At 64.9% G+C, this 16,481-nt stretch carries 18 protein-coding genes and 1 riboswitch; of the genes, 12 read left to right on the forward strand and 6 right to left on the reverse strand.

What is annotated here, in order from left to right; genetic code table 11:
- Positions 1-14: 14 nt before the first annotated feature.
- Together QUE25_RS12420 and QUE25_RS12425 are read right to left on the reverse strand one after the other, a co-directional pair.
- Complete coding sequence (locus QUE25_RS12420; protein WP_286265469.1) at positions 15-758, reverse strand: sulfite exporter TauE/SafE family protein; 744 nt, start codon at positions 756-758, stop codon at positions 15-17.
- 79 nt (positions 759-837) lie between these two features.
- A complete protein-coding gene (locus QUE25_RS12425) occupies positions 838-1,245 on the reverse strand; it encodes a VOC family protein (protein ID WP_286265471.1) in 408 nt (135 codons plus the stop codon).
- A gap of 156 nt (positions 1,246-1,401) precedes the next feature.
- On the opposite strand from QUE25_RS12425, the gene obgE reads away from it, so the two are divergent.
- From obgE to QUE25_RS12465, 8 genes are all read left to right on the forward strand, one after another.
- On the forward strand, positions 1,402-2,934 hold the full coding sequence (gene obgE / locus QUE25_RS12430) for a GTPase ObgE (protein WP_286265474.1): 1,533 nt from the start codon (positions 1,402-1,404) through the stop codon (positions 2,932-2,934).
- A 2-nt stretch (positions 2,935-2,936) separates the two neighbouring features.
- Positions 2,937-4,094, forward strand: a complete 1,158-nt coding sequence (gene proB, locus QUE25_RS12435) for a glutamate 5-kinase (protein WP_425332715.1) — start codon at positions 2,937-2,939, stop codon at positions 4,092-4,094.
- A 49-nt stretch (positions 4,095-4,143) separates the two neighbouring features.
- A riboswitch (TPP riboswitch) is annotated at positions 4,144-4,238 on the forward strand.
- The gene (locus QUE25_RS12440) at positions 4,228-5,055 is read left to right on the forward strand and encodes an ABC transporter ATP-binding protein (RefSeq protein ID WP_286265476.1); all 828 of its coding nucleotides are present in this window, start codon (positions 4,228-4,230) and stop codon (positions 5,053-5,055) included. Its footprint overlaps the riboswitch before it by 11 nt.
- A complete protein-coding gene (locus QUE25_RS12445; RefSeq protein WP_286265478.1) occupies positions 5,052-5,831 on the forward strand; it encodes an ABC transporter permease in 780 nt (259 codons plus the stop codon). The genes QUE25_RS12440 and QUE25_RS12445 overlap by 4 nt, the downstream gene beginning before the upstream one ends.
- Positions 5,828-6,841 carry an ABC transporter substrate-binding protein gene (locus tag QUE25_RS12450; protein ID WP_286265479.1) on the forward strand — a complete coding sequence of 338 codons (1,014 nt, stop codon included), beginning with the start codon at positions 5,828-5,830 and terminating at the stop codon, positions 6,839-6,841. The genes QUE25_RS12445 and QUE25_RS12450 overlap by 4 nt, the downstream gene beginning before the upstream one ends.
- 24 nt (positions 6,842-6,865) lie before the next feature.
- Entirely contained in the window at positions 6,866-7,573 is a 708-nt protein-coding gene (gene nadD, locus QUE25_RS12455) for a nicotinate-nucleotide adenylyltransferase (RefSeq protein ID WP_286265481.1), read from the forward strand.
- Between the two features lie 40 nt (positions 7,574-7,613).
- A complete protein-coding gene (gene rsfS, locus QUE25_RS12460; RefSeq protein WP_286265483.1) occupies positions 7,614-8,066 on the forward strand; it encodes a ribosome silencing factor in 453 nt (150 codons plus the stop codon).
- Positions 8,059-8,688: a histidine phosphatase family protein gene (locus tag QUE25_RS12465; protein ID WP_286265485.1), complete on the forward strand. Its 630-nt coding sequence runs from the start codon at positions 8,059-8,061 to the stop codon at positions 8,686-8,688. Before rsfS ends, QUE25_RS12465 begins: the two co-directional genes overlap by 8 nt.
- On the opposite strand, the gene QUE25_RS12470 is transcribed toward QUE25_RS12465, so the two are convergent.
- Positions 8,651-9,634 carry a cobalamin biosynthesis protein gene (locus QUE25_RS12470; protein WP_425332716.1) on the reverse strand — a complete coding sequence of 328 codons (984 nt, stop codon included), beginning with the start codon at positions 9,632-9,634 and terminating at the stop codon, positions 8,651-8,653. The two genes, QUE25_RS12465 and QUE25_RS12470, sit on opposite strands and share 38 nt — an antisense overlap.
- A 34-nt stretch (positions 9,635-9,668) precedes the next feature.
- Positions 9,669-10,307, reverse strand: coding sequence for an extracellular solute-binding protein (locus QUE25_RS12475; RefSeq protein WP_286265489.1), 639 nt, complete (start codon positions 10,305-10,307; stop codon positions 9,669-9,671).
- A 121-nt stretch (positions 10,308-10,428) separates the two neighbouring features.
- On the opposite strand from QUE25_RS12475, the gene QUE25_RS12480 reads away from it, so the two are divergent.
- The gene (locus tag QUE25_RS12480; protein WP_286265492.1) at positions 10,429-10,557 is read left to right on the forward strand and encodes a hypothetical protein; all 129 of its coding nucleotides are present in this window, start codon (positions 10,429-10,431) and stop codon (positions 10,555-10,557) included.
- Positions 10,558-10,588: 31 nt separating this feature from the next.
- On the opposite strand, the gene QUE25_RS12485 is transcribed toward QUE25_RS12480, so the two are convergent.
- Both QUE25_RS12485 and QUE25_RS12490 read right to left on the reverse strand, forming a co-directional pair.
- The gene (locus QUE25_RS12485) at positions 10,589-11,518 is read right to left on the reverse strand and encodes a carbohydrate ABC transporter permease (protein ID WP_286265494.1); all 930 of its coding nucleotides are present in this window, start codon (positions 11,516-11,518) and stop codon (positions 10,589-10,591) included.
- On the reverse strand, positions 11,515-12,393 hold the full coding sequence (locus QUE25_RS12490; protein WP_286265496.1) for a carbohydrate ABC transporter permease: 879 nt from the start codon (positions 12,391-12,393) through the stop codon (positions 11,515-11,517). Before QUE25_RS12490 ends, QUE25_RS12485 begins: the two co-directional genes overlap by 4 nt.
- A 281-nt stretch (positions 12,394-12,674) precedes the next feature.
- On the opposite strand from QUE25_RS12490, the gene QUE25_RS12495 reads away from it, so the two are divergent.
- From QUE25_RS12495 to QUE25_RS12505, 3 genes are read left to right on the forward strand one after another with little or no spacing between them, the layout of a single operon-like run.
- Complete coding sequence (locus QUE25_RS12495; protein WP_286265498.1) at positions 12,675-14,240, forward strand: type I restriction-modification system subunit M; 1,566 nt, start codon at positions 12,675-12,677, stop codon at positions 14,238-14,240.
- Positions 14,237-15,508, forward strand: coding sequence for a restriction endonuclease subunit S (locus QUE25_RS12500; RefSeq protein ID WP_286265500.1), 1,272 nt, complete (start codon positions 14,237-14,239; stop codon positions 15,506-15,508). The genes QUE25_RS12495 and QUE25_RS12500 overlap by 4 nt, the downstream gene beginning before the upstream one ends.
- A complete protein-coding gene (locus QUE25_RS12505; protein WP_286265502.1) occupies positions 15,505-16,455 on the forward strand; it encodes a GIY-YIG nuclease family protein in 951 nt (316 codons plus the stop codon). The genes QUE25_RS12500 and QUE25_RS12505 overlap by 4 nt, the downstream gene beginning before the upstream one ends.
- Positions 16,456-16,481 lie beyond the last annotated feature (26 nt).

Raw genomic sequence — 16,481 nt, forward strand, 5'->3', positions numbered from 1 at the left:
CATGTGGAGCGGGGTCACCTCCACAACGACCAGGCCAGGAAGAGGCCGCCGATGGCGATCACCCAGCGGCTGATGGCTTCGGGGATGTACCGCTGAACGAGCGGCCCGATGTTGCCGCCGATCAGGTTGCCAATGAACAAGATGAGCGCCGCCAGCCAATCGATCGGCGCGAAGATGACGAAGATGACGGTGGCCGCGAGATTGGAGATGCTCAACAGCACCGATTTCATCAGCACGGCCCGCGGCCAGGGATAGCTGGTCAGCAGCAGCACCAGGGCGAAGTAGACAACCCCGGCACCTGCGCCGAAATACCCGCCGTACAGGCAGACGAAGAACAGCGAGCACAGGTAGATGCGCCAGCGTTCGGTGCCGCTGGACAGCTTCTTGAGGCGCGGGCTGACGAACAGGGTCAGGGACGCGAACGCGATCAGCCAGGGGACCACCGCCTCGAAGACGCCTTCCCCGGTGATCAGCAGCAAGGCGGCGCCGGTACCGCCGCCGATTGCGCAGATGACGAACTGTTGCCAGGCGCGTTTGCGTCCGGCGGCCATCACCTGGTCGCCGGCGCGCACGGCGGCTCCGGCGCCGACACCGATCGCACCCAGGGTGTTCGTGACGTTGGCCGTCAGCGGGGGAAGCCCGACCGCCAGCAGCGCCGGGTAGCTGATCAGCGACATCAGCCCTGCCAGATAGCCGACCAGCCCGGCGGCGACTCCGGCGAACGCCAAGAAGACGATGTTGCCCACGGTGACGTCCACGAATGCCTGCCTTCCTGCAGGGTCATTCTTGCACGTGCCACCGTGGCCGCCGGGCGACGATCAACGGCGTCGCGCGGACTCAGCTCTCGCCGGACACGTCGATGTCGATCGCCCAGGAGACCCCGTATTTGTCGACCAGGTCGCCGTAGTAGTCGCCCCACATCTGCTTGCTGAACGCGGTGTTGACGGTACCGCCCTCGCCGAGCGCGTCGAAGATGCGGTGGGCCTCGTCCAGATCATCACCCCACAAGGTGATGGTGATCCTGCCGGACTCGGCCGGCGTGTTCCCGGACGGGTCGTCGCCGGCCATCAGCGAGAAGCCGGGCAGGTCCAGCTGGCCGTGCATCACCAGATCTGCGACGGCGGGATCGGGGTTGTACTGCGACTGCAGCATGACACGAAGCTCACCACCGAGAATCGACTGGTAGAACTCGAGCGCTTCGCGGGCCTGACTGGAGAAAATGACGTACGGACTAGCGTTGAGCATCGGTAACCCCTTTGTTGGTCGTAGCCCTTTCAACTTTACGGTGCGGGAGAGTCGCATTGAGGCGCGCCATTGGCGGTCTCGGTAGAATGGACAAGTGCGTCCGTTGGGCGCAGCCAGGCCATCGCGGCGCTGGTACGGACATTCAGAAGGCACTTCATGGCGATTCCATCATTCGTTGACCGCGCGCGGCTCACCGTCAGCGCAGGCAATGGAGGCCATGGCTGCGCGTCCGTGCACCGCGAGAAGTTCAAGCCGCTCGGCGGCCCGGACGGCGGCAACGGCGGCAACGGCGGATCGGTCATCCTGCGCGCCGATCCCGGTCTGACAACGCTGGTCGACTACCACCGGCAGTCGGTGCGCAAGGCCCAGAACGGGCAACCCGGCATGGGTGGGCACCGCAACGGCGCCAACGGCGAAGACATCGTCCTGATGGTGCCCCAGGGCACCATCGTCACCGACGAACGAACCGGCCGTGTGCTCGCCGATCTCGGGGAGGTCGACGAGGTCGTGGTGGCAGGCGGCGGCAAGGGCGGGCTGGGCAACGCCGCGCTCGCCTCGGCGGCCCGCAAGGCGCCCGGCTTCGCCCTCCTCGGCGAGGAAGGCGACGAACGCATCGTCGACCTCGAGCTCAAGGTGCTGGCCGACATCGGCCTGGTCGGCTACCCGAGCGCCGGCAAATCCAGTCTGATCGCGGCGATTTCGGCGGCAAAGCCGAAGATCGCCGACTATCCGTTCACCACGCTGGTCCCCAATCTGGGCGTGGTGGTGGCCGGAGAAACCACCTTCACCGTCGCCGATGTGCCCGGCCTGATCGAGGGAGCCAGCGAAGGCCGCGGCCTGGGCCACGACTTCTTGCGTCACATCGAGCGGTGCCAGGCCATCGTCCACGTCATCGACTGCGCCACCTGGGAACCCGGACGCGAACCGCTCGGCGATCTGCAGGTCATCGAGAAGGAGCTGGCCAACTACGGCGGCCTGGAAGACCGGCCGCGCCTGGTGGCTCTGAACAAGATCGACGTGCCCGATGCCCGCGACCTGGCCGAAATCGTCACCCCCGACATCGAGGCAGCCGGATACCGGGTCTTCCCGATCTCGACGAAGACCGGTCAGGGCCTGACCAAGCTCATCTTCGCGATGGCCGAGATCGTGCGCGAGCGTCGTGCCGAGATGACCGCCGCGCCGCCGCGCCGGATCGTTATCCGTCCCGAGCCGGTAGCCTCCAGCGGCCGCGAGTTCACCATCAAACGTCAAGGCGACGGCGAGGGCGGTTTCGTCTGGCGGGTGCGGGGTGACAAGCCCGAACGCTGGGTGCGGCAGACCGATTTCGGCAACGACGAGGCCGTCGGGTATCTCGCCGACCGGCTCAACCGGCTGGGTATCGAGGACGAACTGCTGGCCATGGGGGCAACCCCCGGCGATGCGGTGGCGATCGGCGCCGGGGAACATCCGGTGGTCTTCGACTTCGCTCCGCAGGTCGATACCGGTGCCGAACTGCTGTCGCGCCGCGGTGAAGACCAGCGGCTCGAAGAGGTGCGTCCATCGGTGCGGCGCCGCCGCGAGTTGGATGCCGCCTATCATGCTGCCCGTGATGAGCTGGTGGGCCACGACCGGGAGGCCGACTGGCGCGAGCTGCACCGTCAGGCGCTGGCCGACGAACTCTCCCATGATTTCGACGAGGATGGCGAATAGCGTTGAGCCCCGATTTCGATGGTGTGCTGACCGAGGAAGAAGTCCGTCAGCAGGTTGCCACCGGACGCCGTCTGGTGGTCAAGGTCGGTTCCTCGTCCCTGAGCAGCGCCTCGCGTGGTCTCGCCGAGGATCGGGTCGCCGCCTTGGTGAGCGCGCTGGCCGATGCTCACGACGACGGCCACGACATCGTGCTGATTAGCTCGGGCGCCATCGCCGCGGGCTTGGCTCCGCTGCAGCTGCGCAGGCGTCCGCGCGACCTGGCTCACCAGCAGGCTGCCGCCGCGGTCGGTCAGGGGCTGCTGGTGCAGCGCTACACCGAACTCTTCCGAGATCGCGGTATCCTGGTCGGTCAGGTCTTGCTGACCGTGGACGATGTCACCCGCCAGTCGACCTATGCCAATGCGCTGCGCACACTGGGCACGCTGTTGCGGATGGGCGTGGTGCCGATCATCAACGAGAACGACACCGTCGCCACCCACGAGATCCACTTCGGTGACAACGACCGGTTGGCCGCGCTGGTCGCCCAGTTGGTGCGCGCGGACGCGTTGCTGCTGCTCAGCGATGTCGATTCGTTGTTCACCGCACATCCCGACGAACCGGGTTCGCTGCCCATCAGCTTCGTGCCCGATGTCGAGGCGCTGACGGTCGACACCCATCGGATCGGTTCGAATATCGGCTCGGGCGGGATGACCACCAAACTGCAGGCCGCCCAGATCGCCACCGGCGCGGGCATTCCGGTGGTGCTCGGCCGGGCATCGCAGGTGGGGGAGATCCTCGTCGGCGAACCGGTCGGCACTGCGTTCTCGCCCATCGACAAGCGCCGGCCGCGCCGGCTGCTGTGGCTGGCACATGCGTCCATGGCCAGGGGAGCGCTGTACATGGATTCGGGTGCGGTGCGGGCGGTCACCCAGGCCAATGCGTCACTGCTGGCTGCCGGGATCACCAAGGTGACCGGCGATTTCGTCGCCGGTGACCCGGTCGACCTGGTCACCCCGTCGGGTGAGGCGGTCGCCCGTGGCCTGGTCAACTTCGATGCCGATCAGCTGCCGGCGATGCTGGGCCGCCGCTCGTCCGAACTGGCCGCCGAGCTGGGCGTCCAGTACGAGCGCGAGATCGTCCACCGCGATTCCCTGATCCTGCTCAACCACACAATCGATTAACCGGCCGGGCGGTCGGGGGGCGGGCTTGCTATAGTTCGCCAGGTCAACAGAAAGCGACACGGGGTGCCTGCCCAGCAGGCTGAGATGACACCCGTTGAACCTGAACTCATTCGTATGAGCGGAGGGATGTCGAATGGCCATCAACGCTTCGGCCGACCCTCCAACGCCCGCGATCACCATCGACGATCTGGGCTTCCGCTACCCGAAAGCCGAGCGCGGCGTGCTCGGCGGACTGCGGCTGCAGGTGCCGGCCGGTCAGCATCTCGCCTTGATCGGACGCTCCGGCTGCGGCAAGTCCACCCTGCTCTCGCTGATCGCCGGGCTGCACGAACCCACCACCGGTACCCTCAGCGTCCTGGGACGCGACGACCCAGCCGGACGACTGGCCTCCTGCGCGATCATGCCCCAGGGCGACTCGCTGCTGCCGTGGCTGAACCTGCTCGACAACGTGGCGATCAGCCTGCGCAACCGCGGAGTCACACGTCCACAGGCCAGGGCCCGGGCGCACGCCACCTTGCACCAGTGGGGACTCGCCGACTGGGAGCAGGAACGCCCCGCGGCACTGTCCGGGGGCATGCGGCAGCGCGCCGCGCTGGCCCGCGCACTGCTCGCCGACAAGCCGATCCTGCTGGCCGACGAGCCCCTTGGCGCGCTCGACGCCATCACCCGCGCCGAGGTCCAGCAGTGGCTACGGGCCACCATCATCGGTTCCAGCGCCACTTTGATCATGGTCACCCACGACGTGGACGAAGCTCTGCTGCTGTCCCACCGGGTCGTGCTGCTGGCCGAACCCGCTCCTGGCCAACCGGTCAGCACGGCAGCGAGCTGGCCGGGCTGGTTCGCCGACGACCGCCCCCGTGAACTCCTGCTCGGAGACCCGGCCTTCGCCACGGTCAGAAGGCAGATCCTGCAATCGTTCGCCGACTCCGGATTCGGCCCGAATCCGGGAGCGCCCCGATGAGCTGGTATCTCAAGCACAAGGTGCTACCACCAGCCATCACGGTGCTGCTCATCCTCGCCGGCTGGATCGCCGTGACCGCGAACGGGCTCATCCCCGACTACGTCATTCCCGCACCGAAAGCCGTGCTGGATTCGCTGATCGCCACCTGGCCCACCCGGTTGGCCTCGGCCACCTGGCTGACATTCAGCGAAACCGTCATCGGGGTCCTGCTCGGGGTGGCGGTCGCGGTGATCGTGGTCATCATCTCGGGCTATCTCCCGGTCATCGGCTCGGCCATGACGCCGCTGCTGATCGCCTCCCAGGCCATCCCGGTGATCGTCATCGGCCCGCTGCTGACCATCGCGCTCGGCTACGGGATGGCCCCCAAGGTCATCGTGGTGGCACTGCTGTGCTTCTTTCCGGTCGCGCTCAACCTGCTCTCCGGCATCCGGTCGGTGGACGCCCGGCTGATCGACACCCTGCGCAGCCTGCACGCCACCCGCCACGGACTGTTCTGGCGGGTTCGGCTGCCGTATGCGGCGCCACGCGGCTTCGCGGGGCTGCGGGTCTCGGTGACCTTCGCCCCTGTCGCCGCTGTCTTCGCCGAATACACCGGCTCCACCGACGGCATCGGCTACCTCATGCTGCAGGCGATCCCCAGGATGCAGACCGACTTCGTCTTCGCCCAGGTCATCGTCCTGACCATCATGTCGGCGGTGCTGCTGGCCACCGTGATCGGCCTGGAACGACTCGTCTGCCCATGGAACAAACCCACGGAAGGAACCACCACCCTATGAAAACGACACGATTCGGCGCGACGATCGCACTCGGATTGGCCGCCGGCCTGGCACTGAGCGCCTGCGGCTCGTCCGGCGCCCAGACCGGCGATTCGACCTCGGGAGCCGGCCCCACCCAGGTCAGCATGCTGCTCGACTGGGCACCCAATCCCGACCATGCCGCGCTGTACGCCGCCCAGCACACCGGCGCCTACGACGACGCCGGCCTGAGCGTGAGCTTCGCCACTCCGTCGAACACCGCCGACGCCGCCCGCGAGGTCTCGCTGGGCCGCGTCGACCTGGCCATTTCGTACGAACCCGACACCCTGATCGCCGTCGAATCGGGGCTGGACGTGATCTCGGTGGCCGCGTTGATCCCCACCTCGCTGACCTCACTGATCACCAGGGCCGATTCCGGCATCACCAGCGCCGCCGATCTTGGCGGTAAGACCATCGGGCTGTCCGGGCTGGCCTCCCAAGAACCGACGATCGACTTCATCGCGCGCAATGCCGGTGTCGACCCCGCGACGATCTCGCTGCCGAATGTGCAGCAGAGCCTCAATCAGGCGCTGCTCACCGACCAGGTGGACGCCATCTTCGGCGCGTTCCGCAATATCGAGGGCGTCGAGTTGGCTGCCCAGGGCGATTTCGTGATCCTGCCGGCCACCGAGTTGGGTGTGCCCGACTACGCTGAACTGGTCATCATCGCCAACCCGCGGCGCCTGCAGGACGACGCCGACTACGCCCAACGAGTGAAGGCCTTCCTCGCCGCGACGGCCGCGGGCCAGCAGGCCGCGCTGGCCGATCCGCAGGTGGCGATCGACGCGCTGACCCCCGAAACCGAAGGCTCCTACGACCCGGAGGTGCTCGCCAAGATGGTCGAGGCGACGCTGGCCCTGCTGCCGGCCGACGGTTTCGGACGTCAGTCCGCCGACGACTGGGCGACCTACGCCACCTGGATGCACGACAACGGGTTGCTCGAAAGCGAGGTCGACGGCGCGCAGGCCACCACCAACGACTACCTACCCTGAGCGCCGGACCACTATTGTTCTGCCATGACCGACGTTGGTGAGCTGCTCCATGAGTCCATTGATCTGGGACTCGCTCGCATCCGTGATGGCAAGCATCGCTATCGCCTGGGTGTGATGGGCGGCACCTTCGATCCCATCCATCACGGCCACCTGGTGGCTGCCAGCGAGGTCGCTGCCCGGTTCGATCTGCAAGAGGTGGTGTTCGTGCCCACCGGCACGCCCTGGCAGAAGGTCGGACGCAAGGTCAGCAACCGCGAGGACCGCTACCTCATGACGGTGATCGCGACCGCGTCCAACCCGCGCTTCTCGGTGTCGCGCGTCGATATCGACCGGCCCGGCAATACCTATACCGTCGACACTCTCAAGGAGCTGAAGGCCGAGCGGGGCGAGGATGTCGATCTGACGTTCATCACCGGCGCGGACGCGCTGGGCTCGATCCTCACCTGGCGCGGCGCCGACGAGCTGTTCGACCTGGCGAACTTCGTCGGGGTGTCGCGGCCGGGAGTGGATCTGCGAGCCCGCGACATCAGCCATCTGCCGGCCGAGAAGGTCACCAGACTGGAGGTGCCGGCGCTGGCCATCAGCTCCACCGAGTGCCGCAAGCGAGTCCGTGAGGGGCTGCCGCTGTGGTATCTGGTGCCCGACGGCGTCGTCCAATATGTTGCGAAACGCGGTCTTTATACCCCCGCGAATGAGGGAGAAACGCTTGCGGCCGATATTGTCGACTGGTAAGAGGACCTCGAGATCTGTCAAGGATCAGTCTGGATGTGATGTGAGCGCTACCGAAGAAGCCATCAGAATCGCACGGCTCGCCGCGAAGGCTGCCTACGACAAGAAGGGCCGCGACATCGTCGCCTGCGATGTGTCGGAGCCATTGGCCATCGCCGATATCTTCCTCATCGTGAGCGCGAACAATGAGCGTCTGGTGGGAGCGATCGTCGATGCCATCGAGGAGAAGCTGATCGAGGTGGACAAGCTTCGTCCCTTGCGCCGCGAAGGCGACCGCGAGAACCGCTGGGTGCTGCTCGATTACGGCGACGTTGTGGTGCATGTGCAGCACAGCGAGGAGCGCGAGCTCTACGCCTTGGAGCGGCTCTGGCGCGACTGCCCGGTCATCGATCTCGAACTACCCGATGACGACGACTTCGGCGACGATCAGGACGAGGACGACCTGCCCGGTCAGCACGAGCCGGCCGGGGTGAGGGCGGCGACCGGAAGTGACTGAGGGACGCACCCAGATCATCTTGTGGCGGCACGGCCAGACGACCTTCAACGTCGAGAACCGCTTCCAGGGCCAGCTCGATGCCCCGCTGAACGATGTGGGGCTCGCCCAGGCCGAGGTGGCCGCGGTCGGCCTGTCGAAGCTGCGGATCGATGCGATCTATGCGTCGCCGTTGCAGCGGGCGTACATCACCGCTCAGGCGCTGGCCGGCAGGGTCGATCTGCCCATTGCGACCGATGACCGGTTGAAAGAGATCGACGTCGGCGAGTGGGAGGGCCTGTACGCCGAAGACATCTACCGCGCAAATCCTGAGTTCGTGCTCGCCCTCGGCGAGGGCCGCGATGCTCGGCGTTCCCCGACGGGGGAGACCGGCGCGGAGGTCGCGGCACGGATGGCTGAGGCGTTGCGCGAGATCGCGTCCGCGCATCTCGGACAGACCGTGGTGGTCGCCAGCCACGGATTGGCCATCAGGATGGGCACCGCCGGTGTGCTCGGCTGGGACTACCCGACCTCGACGACGCTGGCGAGCATGTCGAACTGTGGTTGGACGATGCTGGCGGCCCGACCCGACAGCTACTGGAAGCTGGTCACCTGGAACCAGCGCGCCGAGCAACTGCTGCACTGACCAGCCGCCGCGCCAGCAGCGATCCGGCCGCCGCCAGCCCCGCGGACGCCACGGTCACCGCGCTGACCAGGGTCGACGCGCGTTCGATGGTGTGCACATCGGGGGCCGGTGTGTCCGGATCACCCAGCTGTGGGCGCTCCTCGACGCGTCCGTGATAGATGGACGCGCCACCCAGATGGGTGTTCAGCGCACCCGCCCAGGCAGCCTCGCACCAGCCTCCGTTGGGGCTCGGATGGTTGCGGGCATCGCGCCTCATGACCCGCCAAGCGTTCGTGGGGCTGCCGCCCACCGTGGCGGCCAAGCCGCTGGAGATCACCCCGGACAGCCGGGCCGGGAGGTAGGCGACGGCGTCGTCCAGTTTCGCCGAAGCCTTGCCGAAACGTTCGTAACGCGGGTTCCGGTAGCCAACCATGGCATCCAGGGTGTTGATGCCCCGATGGACGAGCAATCCGGGTATTCCGGCGACAGCACCCCAGAACAGCGAGCAGACCACCGCGTCCGAGGTGTTCTCGGCCAGCGACTCGACGGTGCCCCGGGCCAGTTCGGACGCGTCGAGGTGCTCGGGATTGCGGCTGCACAGGTGCGTGAGCCGATCACGGGCGGCGGCGATGTCGTCGGCTTGCAGCTCGCGAGCCATGGCGTGACCCTCAGCAGCGAGGCTGTGGCCGCCCAGTACCGCCCAGGTGGCGGTGGCAGTCAGTGCGGTGTGCGCGATCGGGTGGTCGCGGGTGAGCTTGTCAGCGGCGATTCCGAGGGCTGCGACCGGTGCCAGTGCAGTGGCGGTGAACAGCGCGCCTCGGGCCACGGAATCGCGGTAGATGCGGCTTTCCAGCCAGGACACCCAACTGCCGAACCAGGCCACCGGGTGATGACGCCGGGGATCGCCGAAGACTGCGTCGGCGGCGGTTCCGGCAATGAGGCCAAGCGCGTGGTTCACGGACGCCATTCTGCCGGATGAGGCCCAGGGGGTATCGCGAGAATCACGGGCGGGCGCACCCGGAGATGAATGTGGGCCCGCAGCATCCGGGTGAAGATGCTGCGGGCCCGCAGGCCTGAGGGGGGTGACCTCGGCCTAGATCTTGTCCTTGACCTCGCTGGTGTAGATGCCTTCCAGGACACCCTTGAGCGTGGTTGTGAGGTCTTGACGTCGGCCTCCTGGGTGACGATCTCGGCGACCGCCTTGGCGATCTCCTGGTCGGCGCCGGCAGGAATGCGCGGGCGTAGTCCTGGGGACGAGTGACGTCGAGCTGCTTGATCGCCTCACCGGCCAGCGGGTTGGCGGCCAGCAGGCTGCTGGTGTCGGCCGAGGTGCGGACAGGCATGTAACCGGTCGCGGCGGAGAACTTGACGGTGTTCTCGGGGTTGGTCAGGAAGCCGATGAACTTCGCCGCGGCCAGCTGGTTCTCCTTGGCGATCTTCTTCGGGATGCCGACTCCGGCGCCACCGGTGGGGCAGACCGGGGAGGTCTCCTCCGGGCCGCCGGGCAGGAAGCCGACGCCCAGGTCGAACTTGCCAGCCGTGGTCTTCTGCAGGCCCAGGTCTTGGGAGCGCGGTCCTCCAGCCCGGCGGCGCTCCAGTGGCTCTTGTTGTAGTAGAACAGCGGCGTGGAGCGGGCCCACGGCACGGCCCACTGCGCGTCCGCGTACTGGTAGTCGGCGAACAGGCCGTGCGGTAGTCGGAGGTGTCGACCTCGGCGGCCTCGAGCGCGTTGCCGAGCGGGATGATCGAGTCGGCCAGGAAGTGGCGGAACCACCACACGTCGGAGAACACGACGATGTCGGGCAGCTGACTACCGGCCTGGGCGGCCTGGAACTTGGTGGCGACCTCCAGTTGGAACCGGCGGTGACGACCGGAGAAGTCGGGGCATAGGGATCTATTTGCTTACGTCATACGGACGCGGTCACTTGACCGCACCCTGGGTCAGGCCAGCAACGATGTAGCGCTGGAGGAACATGAAAACGATCAGTACTGGCAGGATGACCACGACAGCGCCGGCCATCAGGATCGGATAGGAGCTGGGGTCGCCCTCGAGGTTCTTCAGCAGGGTCAGGCCCACCGGGAGCGTCATCATCGAGTCGTCGCTGGTGATGATCAGCGGCCAGATGTAGTCGTTCCACTCGTTGACGAGCGTCACCAGGGCGACGGTGGCGATCGTCGGGGTCGAGATCGGCACGACGATGGACGCCAGCCGCCGCAGGTGCCCGGCACCGTCGAGTTCGGCGGCCTCCAGGATCTCGACGGGCAACGAGAGGAAGTGCTGCCGCAGCAAGAAGGTGCCGAATGCCGTCCCGAGGCCCGGCAGGATGATGCCCCAATAGGTGTTCGCGCCACCGAGCCCCGCCACCAGGACGTAGTTGGGCAGCAGGGACACCTGCGAGGGCACCATCAGTGCCACGAGGATGCCCATGAAGATGACGCGTTTGAATGGGAACTTGACGAAGACCAGCGCGTAGGTGGTCGTGATCGCCAAGATCACCTTGAGGCCGCCCCCGATGACCGTGACGACCAGCGAGTTCCAGAACAGCCGGGGAAAGTCGACCTTTTCGGAGGCGACCCGGTAGGCATCGAAGCTGGGGGAGCCGGGCAGCCAGACGAGCTCGCGGGATATCACTTCGCTGCTCGTCTTGAATGAGCCCAGCACCATCCACAGCAGGGGAAGCGCGATGATCAAGGTCGCCAGGATCAGCGGCAGGTATCCGCCGAAGATGAGAGATGCCCTTGCCCGGCGCCGGTCGGCCCGGGCGGAGCTGGGCCCCTTACGGAGCTGGAGGACGGTGGGCGCCGGGGAGGTGGGGGCCGAGGCAGGCCGGTCGCTGATCAGAGTGCTCACGCGTAGTGGACCTTCCGCTCGATGACGCGTAGCTGGACGATGGTCACGACGATGAGGATGACGAACAGGATCGTGGAGATCGCCGCGGAGTAGCCGGCCCGGTTGTACCCGCCGAACGCCTGAAGGTAGGCGGCATACATCAACGTGGTGGTGCCGTTGCCGAGTGGCGTCATGATCCGGATCAGGTCGAATGCCTGCAGTGAGGACAGCAGCATCGTCATCAGCAAGAAGAAGGACGTGGGTGACAGCAGCGGCCAGACGATTCGGCTGAAGACCTGCCATCGTCCGGCACCGTCGATGGCGGCTGCCTCGAGCAGGTCGCGGGGGATCGCCTGCAGCGCGGCGAGATAGATCACTGCGCAGTAGCCGAGGTTCTTCCAGACGTAGACGATGATCACCATCGCCAGCGACAAGTCGGGTTGGAGGAACCACTGCGGCACCGGTAATCCGCCGCGGCGCAGCAGCGCCGACAGGACGCCCGAAGTGGGGTCGAAGATGAACATCCACACCAGGCCGACGCCGACGCCGGACAGCACGTACGGCGCGAAGACGGTGGCGCGGGCGAAGCCGCGGCCGACCAGCTGACGGTTCAGGACGGTCGAGAGCGCCAGCCCCAGCAGGATGGAGCCGCCGACGGTGGCGACGGTGAAGATCAGCGTGGTGCGCAGCACCTGCATCGACTCCGGCTTGGTGAAGAACTCCATGTAGTTGCCCAGCCCGACCGAGCGCGCGTAGTCGGAGCCGAGCGTCCAGTCGAGGGTGGAGTAGTACATGTTCATCAGCAGCGGCCGGTAGGTGAACGCGAGAATCAGCGCGATGTTTGGCGCCGCTAGCAGGACGAAGATCGTCTTTTCGCGCAGGCTTCGGCGGGTCATCCGCGGTCGTCGTGGGGCTGCCGCTTCGGCGGATAGGGATGTCCTCGTCACCTCTGCGTCTCCTCGCGCGAACTGGGCACGGGGTGAATCTAGGGGCGGTGTCGGACGCGTTGGGATACGTAGGGTGAACGGGGGTCAGCGAGTGGATGACATCTGGGGGTGGGGGATTGAGGTGGGGGCTCAGTGAGCGTGCCAGACTGCCGATGTCAGTGCCTCCCGCTACGGTGTGAGCAGACAGTAACCAACGATGAGTTCGCGCCGCCGGCGCAGGAGGTGAATGCATGGTACCCACCACCAAAGAAGCCCAGCGCGCCGAATTGCACAAGACAATCTGGCGCATAGCGAATGATCTGCGCGGAAGCGTCGATGGTTGGGACTTCAAGAGCTATGTGCTCGGCATGCTCTTCTACCGGTTCATCTCCGAGAACCTCACCGACTACATCAACAAGGGCGAACGTGACGCCGGCGATTCGGACTTCGACTACGCGACCCTGCCTGACCCCGAAGCACTGTTCGGACGACAGGACACGGTCGAGGAGAAGGGCTTCTACATCTTCCCGTCTGAGCTGTTCGCCTACGTCCACGAGCGTGCTGCGCAAGATGCGAACCTCAATGAGACCCTCGCTCGGGTTTTCAAGAACATCGAAGCGTCCGCCATCGGAACCGATGCCGAAGACAACTTCAAGGGCCTGTTCGATGACATCGATGTCAACAGTCCCAAGCTCGGAAACACGGTCGCCAGGCGCAACGAGAAGCTGGTGCGGCTTCTGGATGCCATCGGCGATCTGGAGTTCGGGGACTTCGCCGATAACGCAATAGATACCTTCGGTGACGCATACGAATATCTCATGCAGATGTATGCCTCGAGTGCCGGTAAGTCAGGTGGCGAGTACTACACACCGCAGGAGGTTTCCGAGGTGCTCGCGAAGATCACCGTCGTCGGTAAGACTCGGGTCAACAAGGTCTACGATCCCGCCGTCGGCTCCGGATCGCTGCTGCTGAAGTTCGCCAAAGTGCTCGGCAAGGAGAACGTCGGGGGTTTCTTCGGTCAAGAGATCAACCTGACCACGTACAACCTTGCGCGCATCAACATGTTCCTGCACGACGTGAATTACGAGAAGTTCGACATCGCTCACGGTGACACTCTTCTTGACCCGCAGCATTGGGACGAGGAACCATTCGAGGCGATCGTGTCGAATCCGCCTTACTCAATCAAATGGGAGGGCGACGCGAACCCGTTGCTCATCAATGACGAGCGCTTTTCGCCTGCGGGAGTGCTCGCGCCCAAGTCGAAGGCCGACCTGGCCTTCACAATGCACATCCTGTCGTGGCTCGCCGTCAACGGCACTGCCGCGATCGTCGAATTCCCGGGCGTGCTGTACCGCGGAGGAGCGGAGCGGAAGATCCGCAAGTACCTCATCGACAACAACTACGTCGACGCGGTCATTCAATTGCCGCCCGATCTTTTCTTCGGCACCACGATCGCGACCTGCATCATCGTGCTGAAGAGGTCGAAGGCCGACAACGCCGTCCTGTTCATAGACGCATCCGGGGAGTTTGGACGAGTCGGCAACAAGAACAAGCTGTTGCCCGCAAACCAGCAGCACATCCTCGACGCCTTCATTGCGCGCGCTGACGTCGACTATCTCGCGAAGCTGGTCCCGAACGAGGACATTGGTCAGAACGACTACAACATTGCCGTCTCCAGCTACGTCGCGCAGGAAGATAGCCGTGAGGTCATTGACATCACCGAGTTGAATGACGAGATCGCCCGCATCGTCGCGCGCCAAGCCGAACTTCGCGCCTCGATTGACGAGATCGTCGCCGACCTCGAGGGAACAGCATGAGCCGCATCGACGAGTTGATCGCGGAACTGGCGCCAAAGGGCGTCGAATTCAAGCCTGTCGGCGAAGTCACGGCAAGAGGCTCCAACATCAAATGGGCCAATGTGGGTGACGACGAGTTCCAGTACATCGATCTGAGTTCCGTGGACCGCGTGACGCGCAGGATTGGTGAAACGGCATCCATCACTGCAGGCAACGCTCCAAGCCGCGCGCAACAGATCGTTCACACAGGCGATGTGATCTTCGCAACCACACGTCCCGCGCAAATGCGATGGGCGGTGATCCCGGCCGATCATGACGGGCAGGTCGCAAGCACGGGCTACTGTGTGCTTCGACCAGACACCTCCGTCGTTCTCACGAACTTCTTAGCTCACCTTCTCGGTGCCGACGCCTTCCGTCAATACGTTGAGGCGAATCAGGTCGCGGGAAACTACCCCTCAATCCCCGACAATCTTGTCCGGGCTTATCGGATCCCCGTCCCGCCTCTCGAAGTTCAGCGGGAGATCGTGAGAGTATTGGACCAGTTCACTCAGCTGGAAGCAGAGCTGGAAGCAGAGCTGGAAGCAGAGCTGGAAGCAGAGCTGGAAGCAGAGCTGGAAGCAGAGCTGGAAGCCCGCCGCCGCCAGTACGGGCACTATCGAGATCAACTACTGGCGTTCCGCGAAGTGAAGGGGGTGCGGTGGATTCCAATGGGTGAGTTCGGCGAGTTCGTCCGCGGGCGCCGGTTCACGAAGGACGACATGACTTCGGAGGGTATCCCGAGCATCCACTACGGTGAGATCTACACACACTACGGGATCTCTGCCACCGAAACTCTCTCGCATGTCCGAAGCGACCTCTCAGGGCGGCTCCGTTACGCAAAGCCTGGAGACGTTGTGATTGCCTGTGTCGGGGAGACAGTTGAGGACGTTGCGAAGGGCGTTGCATGGTTGGGTGATTCCGAGGTCGCAATCCATGATGACAGCTTCGCGTTCCGGTCTGATGAGGATCCTGTTTACATCTCTTACGTTCTACAGACGGCGGCGTTTCATGCGCAGAAGGAGAAGTACGTCTCCCGCGCCAAGGTCAAGCGCATCGGCGGTAAGGACCTAGGCAAGATCGTAGTCCCTATTCCGCCGATTGAAGACCAGCGCCGGATAGTCACGGTCCTAAGCAAGTTCGACGCACTCGTAAATGACCTGAGTGCCGGTCTTCCTGCTGAGCTTGCCGCCCGCCGAAAGCAGTACGAGTACTACCGCGACAAGCTCCTGACCTTCGAGGATGCGTCGTGAACGGTAAGCACATAGAGATCTTCCTGGTCGACGGTGTGCCAGGAGGCATGACTACCGCGGAGATCGCAGGATGGACCGGTCATGTTCTGGCCTCCGAGAGATCCAGCCTGGGCGCGCTCTTGCGGCGGCCTGAAGCGCAGCGAAACGGCGCCTACCTCTTCCTGTCCGACGATTCTGACGCGGTTGCCGGCGTTCGCACTTATATCGGGCGTACTGAGAACTTTGCGCGGCGATTCCCTGCCCATGCCGAACTCAAGTCTCGTGAGTGGGATCGGATCGTCATCGTGACGAACAAGGACGATTCCTTCTCGGAAGGGCATTGGGGATACCTCGAATCTCGCCTCGTGGAGCTCGCGCGGCTGGCCAACCGTTGCACGCTGACCAACGGCAATGATCCGCAGGGAAGGAGGCTCTCCGAAGCCGCGCAGTCAGACATGGAAGCCTTCCTTGCTCAACTTCAGATCGTGCTGCCTGTTCTCGGTGTTGATGTGATCCGCAGTCGTGAGACCGCGAAAGCAGCGGATTCGATCGAGTCCGTTTCCCCAGAGTTCACCCTCACTGATACCAGGCGAAAGGTGGACGCGCGTGCGCAGGTTATCGACGGAGAGTTCACTCTGCTTACCGGCTCAACCGTAATCGCAAAGTGGATCTCGAAGGGAATAGCCGAGGCGACGCAAAGGGCATACGCCGTCTATCGAGAAGAACACGAGCGGCTGCTCGCTGATGGCTCTATCGTCGTCGAGAACGGGGTGGGACGCGTGGCGCGCGACATCCGCTTCACTTCTCCCTCGCGAGCGGGGGCTATTGCGCTCGGGCGCTCCTGCAATGGCCGGATTTCGTGGACGTGGTCGGGCGGAACTTACGCGCAGTGGGAAGACCGAGGGGTCGATGAGATCAACGAGGATGCGCACGGAATCGCGGAACTTCGGCTGACTGATCGAAGTTGAGAGAGACGTTTGCACACCAAATCTAG

Origin of the sequence: Brooklawnia propionicigenes, assembly GCF_030297015.1 — a bacterium.
GTDB lineage: Bacteria > Actinomycetota > Actinomycetes > Propionibacteriales > Propionibacteriaceae > Brooklawnia > Brooklawnia propionicigenes.